The organism is Bradyrhizobium algeriense, from assembly GCF_003062295.1.
Classification (GTDB): Bacteria; Pseudomonadota; Alphaproteobacteria; order Rhizobiales; family Xanthobacteraceae; genus Bradyrhizobium; species Bradyrhizobium algeriense.
Window position 1 is genome coordinate 1 of the sequence record NZ_PYCN01000032.1, and the last position, 15,190, is coordinate 15,190.

Genomic DNA, 15,190 nt, shown 5'->3' on the forward strand with positions numbered 1-15,190 from the left:
AACTCGTAAAACAGTGCCGCCTGGTCGACCTGCCGAGGACCCATCATCGATTCAAATCTCCACCCACTAAGGGGAAATGAATCAGCGATCTCCTTCGGCTTCAACAGCCGAGTTTTTCAACAAAATCCGCCAGAAGCAGTCGTTAGCCGATTGTCTTTTGACTGAAGCGGATTTCAGTGATCGAATTCCAATGGATAGGGCCGTGATCTTGTGCTGCCGGGCAATTCGGAAGGACGGCCGGGTTGGGTCGAGCGGCCGCCCATGCGAGGTATGATCATCGCCATCAAACCTTCGCAATAAGTGCTATCCGTTAATCGAACCCCGACGACCCTTCTATCGGCATAGACTGCCCTCACATCCCTCAATTTCAGGCGCAAAGCGAGCAGCCGGATCCCATCGTATACTAACTAGCGTAGCCTCGCAGGAGTCGCTCTTCCAGGGAACATGAATTGACCGACTATGGCTTTCCTTCAGCGCGTGGGTCTCGCTTTATCAAGTCACGGGTGGGCTCCAGGGTTGCGGAGCGCTGCTGTTTCCACATTCCGTATGGTGCAAGAATGTAGCCGCCAATCGCCCAGCCAAACATCCACGACAATGCAAGCCAATCCGGCAACTGAACGAAGGTTCGTGCTCCGGCCGGAACGAACATGCCAGCCACCCAGAGAAGGGCGAATCCCAACGCCTTCATCCAACCATGCTTCCGGACATGAACCAGGTAGGCTCGCAGATAGTCACGAAAATCCTGCATTTTTCCACCCTAGCAGGCTCGCACACATCCGTCACGAGCAGCGATCTGTTCTCAAAGCACGGCATGATGACGCTTCAGGCAGGGAGCGGTTCGGCTCTTGCATTTTAGTATCCGGCTCGGCGAATGCGGTGTCGACCAGCTGCTCCGAGACGTTACCGTTCGGGCTCTTGGTGTGGCTGCCGATGCTCAATTGCGAGCTTTTTGCGATACTCCAGGACAGGAAGCCCTCCCCAGCCCCAATTGCTTGGATCGATTTCGTCGATGACCACGAATGTCGCTTCAAGAGGCTTGTTGAGCACATCGAGCAGCAGCTGACTTGCGCCCTTGATCAGAGCGGCTTTTTCAGTCGCAGTAAGCGATTCGAATCCGCTGAGCGTGCCCTCACGTGTAACCTGTATAGTCACGATAGGCATGATAGTGTCCTCTTAGCAGCTTTGCCGGTTTAGGTATGCTAATGACCGGCGCTCTGACCGCCGTCGACGTGCAGAATCTCGCCGGTGACGAAAGGCGCGTTCTCCAGGTACAGTACGGCGTCAACGATGTCCCGCGGCTCTCCCATCCTGCCGACCGGATGCAGTTTCGACAGGAACTCGTGCGTTTCCGCCGCATGCATCGGCGTCCTGATGACACCCGGCGAGACAGCGTTGACCCTGATCTTGCGCGAGGCGTACTCAATCGCGAGCGACCGCGTTGCGGCATTGAGGCCACCCTTGGTCATTGCGGCAAGGCCTGCGGGTACGCTGCTGTTGGGATGATCAACAAGAGAGGTCGTGATCTGCACGATGTGCCCTGAACCTTGCTTCAACATTTCGGCGGCCACGCGCTTCGTGAGGCGGAAAAAACCACCAAGATTGGTCGCAACGATGGCCGTATAATCCTCCTCCGTGTAATCGACGAAGGGTTTGGAGATGAAAATACCCGCATTGTTGATAAGGGTGTCAATGCGGCCAAAGCGAGCGAGCCCTTCCGAAACGATGCGATCCGCCGTCGCCGGATTGGCAATGTCACCGGCGATGTTCAAAACGTTCGCGTCCGACGACGGCTTGATCGAGCGCGAGTTCGCGATCACGCGGTAATTGTGATCGTGAAATGCCTTGATGAGTTCCGCACCGATGCCTTGGCTTGCGCCCGTGACGATGACGACCTTCTGTTGAGTACTCATGATATCCTCCGTTGTGTTTGAATGGACGGCTTTCCTAAGATCAATACGGTGGTTGCTTGCGCTGCCGCTGCGCCTTGCCGGCCTCGACCCACCACGTCAGGTCGTCGGCAAAGCGCGGGAAGGACTGGTCGAGCGCTTTGCCGCCCTCGCCGGTCGGCTGACTGTCGGCCGACAGAGCCTGTCCGATCGGTCCAACGGCGATCGTGCTCGAGATCACCACCATGCCCATCTCGGACAACGTGCCGTGCCAGGCGGTGGCGGCGCGCGCTCCGGACAGACGCCCGGCCGAATAGCTGACAATCGCGGCGGGCCGCCAGAACCACTCCTCGAGGAAGTGGTCGGTGAGGTTCTTCAGACCGGGCTGGACGCCCCAGTTGTATTCGCCGGTGACGAAGATGAACCCGTCCGCCGCCTTGATCTTGTGCGCCAGTTCCTCAAGCGCCGCGGGCGCCTGGCCCCTTGGGTACTCTTTGTACATGCGGTCGAGAATCGGAAGGTTGATCGCCTTGGCGTCGATCAGCTCGGCGTCGTCACCTCGGCGGCGCAGCTGGTCGACAACGTATTCGGCAAGCCGGATACCCGTCCGGTCAAAGCGATAGGAGCCGTAGAAGACGAGGATTCGGTTGCTCATGGGTGTTACTCCGCAGCTGGCTTGAAGGTGCGGTTCGCCGACGCCGGCGGACCGCACATGATGATGGTTACTTCGGCAGTGGCTTGCCCGCCTGCTCGTTGACGATGTACTCGGCGTACCAGTCCGGCCAGTTCACGTCGCGCTCGCCGGTCAGCTTCTCATGCTCGCCGTGGGCTGCCGCGGCGCGGCGAAGCGTCGCCGCGAGGTCGGGGACCGACGTGAAGGTCGTGTCACCCTCGACCCGGCCAGGCAGACGGTTGGTGACTTCCTGCAGCACCCAGCCATTGCCGTCCGGATCGCTGAAGGACGCGAACGAGTGGTAGGTGCGGCGCTGCGGATCCGGGCCGCTGACCCGGAGACTTCCGAACAGGTAGGGTTCGTCGGTGCCGGTGTGGACGTTGTCGCCGCCGTGGAAGACCTCGCTGACCTTGACGCCGCGCGCAAGCAGCTCCTTCCGGGCAGCCTCGATGTCGGACACGATCAGGTACAGGCCCTGGGAGGAGCCCGGCTTCGCCGGCGTGACGTTCTTGCCGAAGATCACCGACGCGCCGGAGCCCGGCGGCGTGAACTGGATCACGTGGAAGTCGTTGCCATTGGTGAATTCGGCGTCAAAACGCCAACCAAGGTTCGCGTAGAACTCCTTGGCACGCGCAACATCCGAGACCGGGATGACGGCGATCTCGAACTTCATGTCCGCCAAACGGACCTTGGCGGGATTGATTGCTACTGTCATGGTTTTCTCCTGTTGTGTGCTGGGTGTATACGGGCGCTGCGATCACACCTGCGCGGCGACGTCGAGAATGGCCCGTGCGAACGCGCTCGGCGCCTCCTGGGGGAGATTGTGGCCGATGCCGCCGGTGATGTGCCGGTGCTCGTACTTGCCAGTGAATTTTTTCGCGTAGATGGCGGGATCAGGATGCGGCGCGCCGTTGGCGTCGCTTTCCATAGTAATGGTCGGCACACCGATGGTCGGCGCCTCGGCCAGTTGCGCCTCGATCCCGTCGTAAGCCTCTTCGCCCTCGGCCAATCCAAGCCGCCAGCGATAATTGTGAATCACGATCGCGACGTGGTCGGGATTGTCGAAGGCCTGTGCGCTGCGCTCGAAAGTGGCATCGTCGAAATTCCACTTCGGCGATGCAAGCTTCCAGATCAGCTTTGCGAACTCGCGCCGGTTCTTTTCGTAGCCGATACGGCCGCGCTCGGTGGCGAAATAGTATTGATACCACCACTCAAGCTCGGCCTTCGGCGAAAGCGGCATCTTGCCGGCCTGTTGGTTGCCGATAAGGTAGCCGCTCACGGAGACCATCGCGCTGACACGCTGCGGCCAGAGCGCAGCCATGATGTTGGCGGTGCGCGCGCCCCAGTCGAAGCCTCCGACGACTGCCTTCTCGATCTTCAGTGCGTCCATCAGCGCGATGATGTCGACTGCAAGCGCCGACTGCTGACCATTTCGAAAGGTCTCGGTTGAAAGAAAGCGGGTCGTGCCGTAGCCGCGCAGATAGGGCACGATGACGCGGTAGCCTTGGGCGGTCAGGAGAGGCACGACTTCTGCAAAGCTGTCGATATCGTAGGGCCAGCCGTGCAGCAGCAGGACGGCTGGCCCGCTAACGGGTCCGCTTTCGGTGTATCCGACGTTCAGAAGGCCGGCATTGATTTGCTTCAGATGCTCAAGAGACGCACTGATCGCCAGCGTCCGTGTCGTCGCATCTGTAACCCCGGCCAGGCTCAGGTGCGCGGCTGCGGTGCCGGTCAATCCAATGCTGGTTGCGAGCGCAGCAGCAGATGCGCCGATGAACTCGCGGCGAGTCTGGTTGGCGTCCTTGTGCATGGTCTTGCTCCCGTTGAGGCGTCGTCTCTCGAAGGACATCGGCCTCGTGTGGAAGCGATATGCACCGGATCAGCGATGTTGGCTCGTTAAGCGTTGTTAGACGTTGTCAGCGCGACTTCGCAGCGACGGAAAATGCGCGCCGGCAATGCGGCCCGATGGTTCGCCCAGGCGACCCGAAAGCTCGGGCGTCGACGGCCAGCCAAGACATTGAGACAAAAGGATTTTGTTACCCTCTCTGCCCTCCAACAGCGATTAACAACACCTAACGGGCCAATTAGGGGCTTTTGCGCGATTGTCTGAGCTATCAGGGCGAACGCCGAAAGGACCCGACATGATTCCGCTGCTCACCGATGCAATCGAGGCCCATGGGGGCCTGGACCGCTGGAAATCTCACCACACGCTCACCGCGACCATCGTCAGCGGCGGCGACCTTTGGGCACTCAAGGGCGTCCCGCAGGACCCTGTCGCGCGAACAATGCGGGTCGAGCTGCATCGGCAATGGGCCTCGGTAGCGCCGTTCGGAAGTGGCCGGCATACCGACTTCACATCCGATCGCATCGCCGTTCTTGCGGCTGACGGCAGCGTGGTCGCCGAACGGTCCAACCCCCGCTCTTCGTTTGCGCGGCACGACCTGCGGACGAGTTGGGACCCGCTGCATCGCGCTTATTTCAACGGATATGCGCTCTGGACTTACCTCACCACTCCGTTCCTGCTCGCCATGGACGGTTTCAAGGTCGAGGAAATCGAGCCCTGGCGCGAGGGAGCGGAAACCTGGCGCGGCTTGAGGGCCACTTTTCCTGCAGAGATCGCCAGCCACAGCTCTGAGCAGGACTTCTATTTCGGCGAGGACATGCTGATCCGCCGGCACGACTACCACGTGGATATTGCCGGCAGCTTCCCGGCGGCGCAGTACGTCTCCGACCCCGTGAACGTGAACGGCATCTGGATTCCGACCCGACGCAGGGCTTATTTGCGCGCCGACGACCTGAGGCCGATGCTCGATACGCTGATGGTGTCGATCGACCTCCACGACTTCCGCTTCGGCTGACGCAGCGGCTACTTTGAAGCCTCGCCCAGCAGTTCGCGTGCAGCCTTCAGATCGGCCGTTTCGAACCCTTCCGTGAAGCGGGCATAGGTCTCGGCCAGTCCGTCCTGCGGCTTCGCCCTGCGTTGCTTGCGTCGAAATCGGGCCAGCGACGTTTCCGTTCGCAGCCGCCACGACAGCGCGTCCTGTTTTTCGGCCAGCGCGATCGAGGCCGCAAAGCTTGCTTCCGCCGCCTTCAGGTCTCCGCCGCGCGCCTCGAGTTCACCGCGCAGGCGCAGAAGCTCCGGTCCGTCGAAAGCTTCGCCGGCCGGCTCGATGCGGGCAATCGCCTCGTGCAGGATGCGCAGCCCCGCCACCAATTGGCCCAGTTCAGCCAACCCCTGCGAAAGGTCGGAAATGAAGGCGGAGGCATACAGTTCGTAACGGTCCGCATGCAGCCGCGGCAGCACGGCGTGCAGCAACTCGATCCCTTCCTTGAGCTCTCCGCGCGCGATCATCGTCTGCGCGCGAAAGCCGGTGGCCACGGCCTGATAGGGCGCCAGCGCGTGGCTCGCCGCGTGAATAGAAAGACGACCGGACATCTGTTCGACCGTGGACCAGTCGCCGATCCAACCATAGAGCGACGCAGACCAGCACAGAGCAATGCAGTGCATCACCGCGTCCTGCGGCGCCGCCGCAGCGGTGAGCGGGCGGACACATTCGACCGCCTGATCGGGAAACCCGCGCAGCCACAACACGCGCGCGAGCGGAATCTGCGGCGTTCTCGCGTAGGCAAAATGACCTGGCTGAGCGCCGTGGAGCGAACCTGCGCCCGAAACGGCATCATCCAGATGAAGTTGCGCAGCAGCCTGATCACCAATGAGATGATAGGAAACACCGACCAGCGCTTTCGCTCCTGCAAGACCCGCCTTGTCGCCGATCTCGCGCGCGACACGTTCGGCTTCAAAAGCAATCGGCAGCAGTTCGCGAAAGTCTCCGGTGCGCCGATAGAACATGTTCAAGCGAGCCAGCAGCCGGAATTGGTTGGGACGATCGCCCAGGGCATTGGCGATTTCCAAGCCACGGCGCAGCGCCGCTTCGGCCAGATCGCTGTTGCGCTCGGTGAACATGAATGCGTGTCCGAGGGTTGCCTGCAGCTCCAGTTCCCATGCGCTGCCGCGGGTCGAACTGTCGAGCATCGTAAGCGCGCGGCTCGACCATAGGCGTCCCTCGTCCAGCAGATTGAGCTCGACGAACAGCCTGGCGCAGGCACCAGCCAGCGGCACGCGCAGTCCAGCGCCCTCATCATTAGCGAAAGCCCACTTCAGCGCGGCACGCGCGTCGGAAAACAGCAACGTCCGAGTTCGCGAACGTGAAGCCTGGTCGCCACCGCCTGCATCTGCCGCCGTCGTCTCCAGCACGTGCTGGACATAGCGGGCATGCCGGCGTGCGATACTCGTCGCTTCACCGCTGTCGGCGAGCTTTTGCGTCGCATAGGCCCTGGTGGTGTCAAGAAGCCGATAGCGCGTCACGGCGCTGTCAGGTCGCACCGAAATCAATGACTTGGCAACGAGTTGCTCCAACGACTCCACAATGCGCTCGGCCGGATCCGTCTCCTCGCCCGCGACCATGGCCGCGCCCTGCAACGTGAAGGGAGCGGCGAAGATGGCAAGACGACGGAGAACAATCCTTTCGCTCTCGCTGATCAGACCATAGCTCCAGTCCAGCGTTGAACCGAGTGTTTGGTGGCGCGGAGGCGCTGTCCGCCGGCCGCGCCACTCCAGCTTTAGCCGGCCGTCGAGCAGCGTCGCCATCTCGCGCAATCCATGCGTGCCGACCCGCGCGGCGGCGAGTTCGATCGCGAGCGCAATGCCATCGAGCTTGCTGCATATTTCCGCGAGGACCTCGGCGTCTTCGTCGGCAATTTCCGCGCGATGGCCCGCCGCGGCAGCCCGCTCCGTGAACAGGCGCGCAGCCGGATAGGTAAGCATCTCGCTTGCGCTCAACCCTGCACCCTGCGGCGGCCCCTCTAGCGGGACGAGCTCGAAGATCTGCTCGCCTTCCACAAGCAACGACTCGCGGCTCGTGACAAGGATGCTGACACCGGGCGCCTGCTCGTGGATACGCTCCGCCAGCCTGGCGATGGCCTCGACTACATGCTCGCAACTGTCGAGCACCAGCAGTAGGCGACGGTTGCGCAGGTGAGCGACGATGCTGTCGGTCGGATCAGAATGGTGCACCACGAGCCCGAGTGCCCAGGCAATCGTGCCGGCGACCAGCGACGCATCCTTCACCATGCTGAAGTCGAGGAACCGAACCTGGCCGTCGAATTGCGCGGAGAGTTCGTGGGCCAGCGCAACCGCAACGGTGGTCTTGCCGATTCCACCAGGCCCCCTGAGCGTGATGAAGCGCTCGCTCAGCAAACGCTGCGACACTTCCCGCACAACGTCATCCCGTCCGATCATCCGCTCCAGGCGGTGAGGCAGGACAGGCACAGGCGTCTCAGGGATGCCCGACCCCTGCACAGGAAGCGCAACCACCGGATGCGCGTCTGCAATGCGCTGCACCGGTGCGACGAAGCAATAACCGCGGCTGGGTATGTTCGTGATGTACCGCGCACCCTCTTTGCCATCTCCGAGCGCCTTGCGGACCTCGGCGATATGCACCCGCAAATTGATCTCTTCGACGACAAGGCCCGGCCACCCGTGGGCCAAAAGCTCATTCTTCGATACGACATCGCCGGCACGGCTGACCAACAGCCGTAGGATATCCAACGCGCGGCTGCCCAGCTTGACGGGCACGCCATCCCTTTCAAGCAGCCGCGCCTTGTCGTGAAGGGAGAACGGTCCGAAGGAGGCGACTTCTGCATCGTGCAGCGCCTTCACGGGACTCGCGCGAGAAGCGCTCGTTGTTTCAAGCCCGGTCACTGCGCTCACCCTTGTCGATGGCTGGCCGGCGAGAATTACTGTACCGCGTTCGCCGCCATCCAGTTTTTTTTCGAGCAGAACTGCAGAAAATCCGCGGTCTGTGCCGTTGCAACGTCGTTATCCGGAAGGCTTTGCAGTCCGAGAAGTAGCCGCACTTATTGCGACGTGTAAAGACCGTAGTGGAGGAATAAGGCGTTTCGAAAACCCCTGATCCGGGCAAATTGCCATCTTCAACTTTGCCCTATTTCGCCACCTGACCCCGGCCATGGATCCTCCGCGCACACGGGGTTCGGGCGCAACAATTTCTCCAACGTTAGCAATAGGTAACAGCGCTTAACAACACCTAACGAGCAATTTTCCGGTTCTCCGGCGACATTCAAGCCACAGGCGGTGCGCGAACCAGATTGGTCGATGCCCGCTCAGGCAACGGAGAGCAAGATGCACAGGCCGCAGGTTTCCGAAGTTATCGACCAGGATCGGCGCGCTCTGCTGGGCAGCGTGGCGATGGGCATCGCGATTGCCGGCACGGCTGTCCTGTTTCCTCTTCACCGCGCTCTCGCTGAACCGAATGAGGTTATTCGCCCGTTTCGGGTCAACGTCCCCAAAGAGGCACTGGTTGACCTTCGCCGACGCGTCGCTGCGACACGCTTGCCGGACCGGGAGACGGTTGATGACGGATCGCAAGGGCTGCAGCTCGCCGCGTTCAGCGAACTTATGCGCTACTGGGCCACTGAATATGACTGGCGCAATGCCGAAGCCAGGCTCAACGCCCTGCCGCAGTTCACAACGACGATAGATGGCATCGACATCCACTTTATCCATGTCCGCTCCCGTCATGCCAACGCGCTGCCGCTGATCATGACGCACGGCTGGCCGGGCTCTGTGTTCGAGCTGCTCAAGACCGTGGGTCCTCTGACCGATCCGACCGGCCACGGTGGACGCGCAGAAGACGCATTTGATCTTGTCCTGCCGTCGATCCCCGGCTTCGGCTTTTCCGGCAAACCCAAAGGCACGGGATGGGGGCCGGAGCGCATCGCGCGAGCCTGGGCCGAATTGATGAATCGCCTCGGCTACAGCCGCTACGTCGCCCAGGGCGGCGACTGGGGCGCGCCGATCTCGAGCGCAATGGCGCGACAGGCTCCTGCAGGTTTGCTCGGCATTCACGTCAACCTGCCGGCGGCCGTGCCGTCCGAAATCGCGGCGCTGCTCGCCACCGGCGCGCCTGCTCCGCAAAATCTCTCGTCGAAGGAACGTGCAGCGTTCGACGCACTCTCCATCTTCTACAAGAGGTACCGGGCCTACGCGGCAATGATGGGAACGCGGCCGCAGACCATTGGCTACGCGCTGACCGACTCTCCCGCCGGGCTGGCGGCGTGGATGTTCGACTATAACAACGCCGAACCGCTTCGCCTGCTCACCCGCGACGAGATGCTGGACGACGTCACGCTGTACTGGCTGACGAACACGGCTGTTTCATCCGCACGCATTTACTGGGAGACGGCGGGTCAGAGCGTCATTCTCTCCGCCGCGCAGAAGACAGCGGAAATCTCGCTTCCCGTCGCGATCTCCGTCTTCCCGGAGGAAGTGTATCGCGCTCCGGAGAGTTGGGCCCGCCGCGCCTATCGAAACCTCATCTACTTCAATGAGACCGACAAGGGCGGACACTTCGCGGCATGGGAACAGCCCGCACTTTTCTCCCGGGAAGTCGTCGCGGCGTTTCGGCCGCTACGTCAACACTGACCTGAACCAGACATCTCAATCGCTGCAAGACACCAACCTGAACGAGGACAAACTAAAATGAAAACACTCCGCATTATCGCCGCAGCTGTGGCACTGTTCGTCGCCACCGCCTCGACCTTGCCCGTGGCAAAGGCCCAGGAAGTCAGTCTGGGCAACATCAAGCGCACCAATCTGCTCCGCAACGATCTCCGTGCTGCCGGACGCGAGGTCATCCAGGTGCTCGTTGAGTTCGGTCCGGGCGTGAGTGCCGTCAGGCACACGCATCCCGGTGAAGAACTCGTCTACGTCACTGAAGGCGCGCTGGAGTATCAGCTCGATGGCAGGCCGCCGCTGACCGTCAAGGCCGGCGAAGCGCTCTTCATTCCGCACGGAACTCCGCATGCGGTGAAGAACGTCGGCTCTGTCAAGGCCGCCGAGCTTGCCACCTACATCGTCGAGAAAGGCAAACCGCTTCTGAAGCTGAGCGAGTGAGCAGTTCGAGAACGCAAGCAGCGGCACCGCAACTGCGAAGCACGTAACATTCGAATCTGGGAGACAAGCCATGAGCAATAGCTCGGAGAAAATCAACATTCGTCGCCGATGTCACGGCGGCGTCGCGATAGCAATCGCTGCTGCCACGGCGCTCGCCGCTCCAGTATCCGGCTCTTTCGGTGCGCCGGCACACGCCCAAACGCTATCCGCGCAAGAGCATAAGGCCGACGTCAGCTTCCTTGAGATCGACAAGGACATCACGCTACGGAGAATGGTGCTCCGCAACGCGACACCCAAGGGGACCGTTCTCTTCCTGCATGGATTTCCGGAGACGCTGTACGCCTGGAAGGATATCGCTCTTACCCTAGCCAGCGACTACGAAGTCCACGCCTTCGACTGGCCAGGCTTCGGTCTTTCGTCTCGGCCGACGGTCGACAGATTTTCGTACGCCCCAAGGGACTTCGCGCGCGTTCTGAACGACTACATACGCAGGGCGGGCATCGAAACGTCGAAGCTCACGATCTACGCAACCGACATCGGCGCTCTGCCGGCTCTTCTCCTGGCCCAGGAGAAGCCCGGCATCGCGACGTCGATCATCGTCGGCGATTTCGCTCCCTTCGACAGGCCTCAGTATATGTACGAGAGCCTGCAGAGCCTGAAGGCCGGACCTTCGATGGATCAGGCCCGCGACCATCTGAACAAAAATCGCGACGATATCCTCGAAAACGCGTTCAGAAGAGGCCTGCCCAAGGAAGCGCAATTCGATGTGCCGCGCGAATTCAAGGACGACATGTCACGCGCCTGGGGTCACGGCGCAATAACCACGGCAGATGCCTTCTCGCACTACTACGCGCACTTTACGCGGGACCAGAACCACTTCGAATCAAATCTGGAGCGGCTCGCAATCCCGGTGAAAGTCGTGTGGGGCGAGAAGGATCTCTACATCAAGAAGGAGATGGGGATCGAACTCGCCGATAAAATTGGCGCCGAGCTGAGGCTCCTTCCCGGTATCGGTCATTACCCTCACCTACAGAATCCCAAGCCGACCATCGACGAGGTTCGCGCCGCATTTCGGTGACCAGCCAAAGCATCCACCCCCCGCGCCAGTGGCGCAATAAAAGGAGAAGTGCCATGTCCCTCTCTCTCAAAGGTGTCGCAGTCATCACAGGTGCCTCCGCCGGAATCGGTGCCGTTTATGCCGACCGGCTGGCTCGCCGAGGCTACGACCTTATCCTCGTCGCACGCAACCAGGCCCGGCTCAACCAGCTGGCGACGCGCATCGCTGGCGCCACGGGCCGTATGGTCAAGACTGCTGCCGCGGACCTGAACAACAAGGCGGACCTGAAGCGGATCGAGACGATCGTCGCCACGGACCCCGGCATCACCATGCTGGTCAACAACGCAGGCGTCGGCGGACTCGAGCCGCTGTTACAGTCCGACGTCGATGCCATGGAGGAGATGGTCAATCTCAACGTGACGGCGTTGATGCGGCTCACCTACGCCGCGGCTCCCGCGCTCGTCGCCCGCGGAGGCGGAGCAATCATCAACATTGCCTCGGTGGTCGCCATCGCGCCGGAAGTCCTGAACGGCGTTTATGGCGGAACGAAAGCCTTTGTGCTCGCCCTGGGCCAGTCGCTTCACAAGGAACTGGCTGACAAGAACGTGCGGATCCAGACCGTCCTGCCCGGCGCGACAGCCACTAACTTCTGGGACGCAGCCGGTGGCGCCGTCGACAATCTGCCGTCCAACATCGTCATGAGGTCGGATGACCTCGTCGACGCGGCGCTCGCCGGCTTCGATCAGGGTGAAGCCGTCACCATCCCCTCGCTTCCAGATGCATCGGATTGGGCCAACTACGAAGCGGCGCGGCAGAAGCTCATGCCAAACCTTTCCCTCAGCTCAATTCCGGCGCGATACCGAGCCGCGGCTGCTGCGTAACCCATGTCCAACAATACGGAGGCTACCATGTCACTCTTCAATATCTCGGTCTCAACGCCTGTCCCTGGGCCGGTTGCCACTTCCGGTTGGCGCGATCACGCGGGGCAAGTGCTCGTTTACGCCGAACCACTCAGCCGGTATGGATTCTACGCCTCGCTCGCGATCATCTACGCCTGGTTCGGCGGCATGAAGTTCACCGACTACGAGGCACAAGGCCTGGTGCCGCTCGTGGAGAACAGCCCGCTTCTGAGCTGGTTTTATGCGCTGTTCTCGGTACGCGGCTTCTCGAGCTTCCTTGGCTTTGTTGAGCTTGGCATCGGGCTACTGATCGCTCTTAGACTGGCGAACCCGATATTCTCCGCAGCCGGCGGTCTGCTTTCGGCGGGGCTCTTCGTCACGACCATCAGCTTCATGATCTCGACTCCAGGCGTCTTCGTGGCCGAACTCGGACCACCAGCCATTACCGTGGCGCCCGGTCAGTTCCTTCTGAAGGACGTCGGCCTTCTCGCTCTCTCCTTCTGGATCTTCGTCGACTCGCTGAAGGCCGTCGTCCGCAGTTGAGGCGATCTTCGACGTGCAACCGTGCGCCCCGCATCAAGTGACGCGGGCGCACTTCCCTCCTCTGGAAGGAGTCCATCATGAGCATCCGCAAACGACTGACAACCGCAGTTCTCGCCATCGCGATCGCGGCCCCAATCGCCGACTTCTTCTGGAGCAAGTCCATGCCGCAGGCAACAACATCGTGGTTTCAGTGGGCGTCGGCCCGGGCGACCGCCGGCCAGTCGCAACTGACTTCGCTCAAGGGAGCGAACGAATGGCTGAATTCGGAGCCGCTGACGCCGGAGGCGCTACGCGGCAAGGTCGTCCTGATCGATTTCTGGACCTACACCTGCATCAACTGGCTGCGGACCGCGCCCTACGTCCGGGCGTGGGCACAGACGTACAAGGATCAGGGACTCGTGGTGATCGGCGTCCATTCGCCGGAGTTCACGTTCGAAAAGGACATCGACAACGTGCGACGGGCCGTGAAAGGACTGGGGATCACCTATCCCGTCGCCGTGGACAGCGAGCACGCGATCTGGCGCGGCTTCGACAACAACTACTGGCCGGCGCTCTACTTCGTCGATGCTCAGGGACGCGTCCGCCATCATCATTTCGGCGAAGGCTCGTACGACGAGTCCGAGAGGTTCATTCAGAAGCTCCTGGCCGAGGCCGGAGCCGCCAGCATCGATCGCAATCTCGTCGCGGTCGATCCCCGCGGCTTCGAAGTCGCAGCCGACTGGGCAACGCTCAAATCAGTTGAGAACTATCTTGGATACGTTCGCACGGAAAACTTCGCTTCACCGGGCGGCGCCATCCGCAACGAGCCTAAAGCGTATGAGCAGCCCGCTCGTCTGCGGCCAAATGAGTGGGCGCTCGCCGGAGACTGGACGGTGCGCGACGACGCCTCGGTGCTGAACGCATCGGGGGGCGTGCTTGCGACCCGATTTCACGCCCGCGACGTCAATCTCGTCATGAGCCCGCCAGCCTCAGCAACTCCGGTGCGCTTCCGCGTGACGATCGACGGCAAACCGCCGGGCGACGCGCACGGCCTCGACGTGGATGAGCAAGGTTACGGCGCGGTGACCGAACAGCGCCTTTATCAATTGATCCGACAGCCAGGCGCCATTGTCGAGCGAACGGTGGAAGTCGAGTTCCTCAACTTAGGCGTCGAGGCCTTCGCGTTTACGTTTGGCTAAGGCGGCGCCGCACTGGACCTCGCAGACGTTAGCCACTCATTTAGCTAGAATGTCCGGCCAAGCCGAAACAGCCTTTGTGTCGTGAAAGTGACCGGCACTACCGATGCCTGCGCTCGCCACAAGCGTGGCGTTTTCCGCAGCAAGGAAGGTCGCCTCGAACTGGGGCTTGCGGACTATACCGCCTTTCGAAGTGACCATGGGGCGGTCAGAACGACGCTCGCCGCCAGAACCGGACCTTCGTGATAGTTGCCGTTTGATTCCAAGCGTACATGGCGCTTCCTCTTGCCTGCCAGGTTCAAGAAGCTCTCTCGAGTAGCACCCGATTCGCGAAGCCATTTCTTGAGGCGCTTAACTTCACCTTGAACGAAAGACGGATCATTCTGCGCATAAGCCAGTGTTATTGAGCCGTGATAGCCGGCCATCAAGGCGCAGGAATTTTCCTTCGCAACTGCCATCGATAGGCCCGCAAGCCTGAATTGATGCGCCAGCCACTGATATTGCCGAATAAACTTTTGCGACATCGGTTTTGAGTGCGTCACTTTCCTGACGCAGATCACGGGTCTATCCCACCAGCGGACAGCCCAGCGCCACATACACTTCGCTCAGGGTATGGGCTTGCTCGACGAAAGCGTGGAGACGTCGCCAAGGGTCGTCGGTCTGGTCCTCAAGGACGGTGAGAGATCGGGCGAGACGGGAGCACCATTCGTCAATTACTGCCCTGGCCAGATCGTCCTTTGCTTTGAAGTAATAGAAGACATTTCCGGCCGACAGGTCCGCGGCCTTCGCTACGTCAACAAGGGAGGTCCGTGCGTAGCCGTTCCGGTGAAATTGTTCGATCGCCGAGAAAACGAGTCTTTCACGCTTGTCGCTGGCCGGACGGCCCATAGTGTGCGGCCCTCCATATAGTGTGTTGACCAACAAGCTATCATTCGACTGGGGGTAGTGCCACCACTAATTGTGCCGATGGTTGAGCGCCAGAAGA

16 protein-coding genes are annotated in these 15,190 nt (G+C 61.2%); 7 read left to right on the top strand and 9 right to left on the bottom strand.

Translation table 11 applies throughout. The features are described from left to right. Positions 1-457 precede the first annotated feature (457 nt). The 6 genes from C7G61_RS35170 to C7G61_RS35195 form a co-directional block, all read right to left on the bottom strand. Positions 458-748, bottom strand: a complete 291-nt coding sequence (locus C7G61_RS35170; protein WP_108522302.1) for a hypothetical protein — start codon at positions 746-748, stop codon at positions 458-460. A 152-nt stretch (positions 749-900) separates the two neighbouring features. Continuing rightward, positions 901-1,161 (bottom strand): tautomerase family protein, encoded by a 261-nt coding sequence (locus tag C7G61_RS35175; RefSeq protein WP_108522303.1) that lies wholly within the window; start codon positions 1,159-1,161, stop codon positions 901-903. A 38-nt stretch (positions 1,162-1,199) separates the two neighbouring features. Further along, positions 1,200-1,910, bottom strand: a complete 711-nt coding sequence (locus C7G61_RS35180) for an SDR family NAD(P)-dependent oxidoreductase (protein WP_108522304.1) — start codon at positions 1,908-1,910, stop codon at positions 1,200-1,202. 40 nt (positions 1,911-1,950) lie between these two features. Beyond that, positions 1,951-2,541 (bottom strand): NADPH-dependent FMN reductase, encoded by a 591-nt coding sequence (locus C7G61_RS35185; RefSeq protein WP_108522305.1) that lies wholly within the window; start codon positions 2,539-2,541, stop codon positions 1,951-1,953. A 67-nt stretch (positions 2,542-2,608) separates the two neighbouring features. Then, complete coding sequence (locus C7G61_RS35190) at positions 2,609-3,274, bottom strand: VOC family protein (protein WP_108522306.1); 666 nt, start codon at positions 3,272-3,274, stop codon at positions 2,609-2,611. A 42-nt stretch (positions 3,275-3,316) separates the two neighbouring features. After that, the gene (locus C7G61_RS35195; RefSeq protein ID WP_108522307.1) at positions 3,317-4,369 is read right to left on the bottom strand and encodes an alpha/beta fold hydrolase; all 1,053 of its coding nucleotides are present in this window, start codon (positions 4,367-4,369) and stop codon (positions 3,317-3,319) included. Positions 4,370-4,700: 331 nt separating this feature from the next. On the opposite strand from C7G61_RS35195, the gene C7G61_RS35200 reads away from it, so the two are divergent. Further along, complete coding sequence (locus C7G61_RS35200; RefSeq protein ID WP_108522308.1) at positions 4,701-5,417, top strand: hypothetical protein; 717 nt, start codon at positions 4,701-4,703, stop codon at positions 5,415-5,417. An 8-nt stretch (positions 5,418-5,425) separates the two neighbouring features. Here C7G61_RS35200 and C7G61_RS35205 read toward each other — a convergent pair whose 3' ends face one another. Continuing rightward, a complete protein-coding gene (locus C7G61_RS35205) occupies positions 5,426-8,278 on the bottom strand; it encodes an ATP-binding protein (RefSeq protein WP_244608608.1) in 2,853 nt (950 codons plus the stop codon). A gap of 480 nt (positions 8,279-8,758) precedes the next feature. Here C7G61_RS35205 and C7G61_RS35210 point away from each other — a divergent pair, with 480 nt between their 5' ends. The 6 genes from C7G61_RS35210 to C7G61_RS35235 all read left to right on the top strand — a co-directional run bounded on the left by C7G61_RS35210 (position 8,759) and on the right by C7G61_RS35235 (position 14,208). Then, positions 8,759-10,060, top strand: coding sequence for an epoxide hydrolase family protein (locus C7G61_RS35210; RefSeq protein ID WP_108522310.1), 1,302 nt, complete (start codon positions 8,759-8,761; stop codon positions 10,058-10,060). 57 nt (positions 10,061-10,117) lie between these two features. Further along, positions 10,118-10,531, top strand: a complete 414-nt coding sequence (locus tag C7G61_RS35215) for a cupin domain-containing protein (protein ID WP_108522311.1) — start codon at positions 10,118-10,120, stop codon at positions 10,529-10,531. Positions 10,532-10,601: 70 nt separating this feature from the next. Continuing rightward, positions 10,602-11,609, top strand: coding sequence for an alpha/beta fold hydrolase (locus C7G61_RS35220; RefSeq protein WP_108522312.1), 1,008 nt, complete (start codon positions 10,602-10,604; stop codon positions 11,607-11,609). A 53-nt stretch (positions 11,610-11,662) separates the two neighbouring features. Beyond that, a complete protein-coding gene (locus tag C7G61_RS35225) occupies positions 11,663-12,469 on the top strand; it encodes an SDR family NAD(P)-dependent oxidoreductase (protein ID WP_108522313.1) in 807 nt (268 codons plus the stop codon). Between the two features lie 27 nt (positions 12,470-12,496). After that, complete coding sequence (locus C7G61_RS35230) at positions 12,497-13,030, top strand: YkgB family protein (RefSeq protein WP_108522314.1); 534 nt, start codon at positions 12,497-12,499, stop codon at positions 13,028-13,030. Between the two features lie 77 nt (positions 13,031-13,107). After that, complete coding sequence (locus C7G61_RS35235) at positions 13,108-14,208, top strand: thioredoxin family protein (protein WP_108522315.1); 1,101 nt, start codon at positions 13,108-13,110, stop codon at positions 14,206-14,208. A gap of 173 nt (positions 14,209-14,381) precedes the next feature. On the opposite strand, the gene C7G61_RS35240 is transcribed toward C7G61_RS35235, so the two are convergent. After that, positions 14,382-14,765, bottom strand: coding sequence for a hypothetical protein (locus C7G61_RS35240; protein WP_145963742.1), 384 nt, complete (start codon positions 14,763-14,765; stop codon positions 14,382-14,384). 4 nt (positions 14,766-14,769) lie between these two features. Beyond that, positions 14,770-15,093 (bottom strand): TetR/AcrR family transcriptional regulator, encoded by a 324-nt coding sequence (locus C7G61_RS35245; protein ID WP_108522317.1) that lies wholly within the window; start codon positions 15,091-15,093, stop codon positions 14,770-14,772. Positions 15,094-15,190 lie beyond the last annotated feature (97 nt).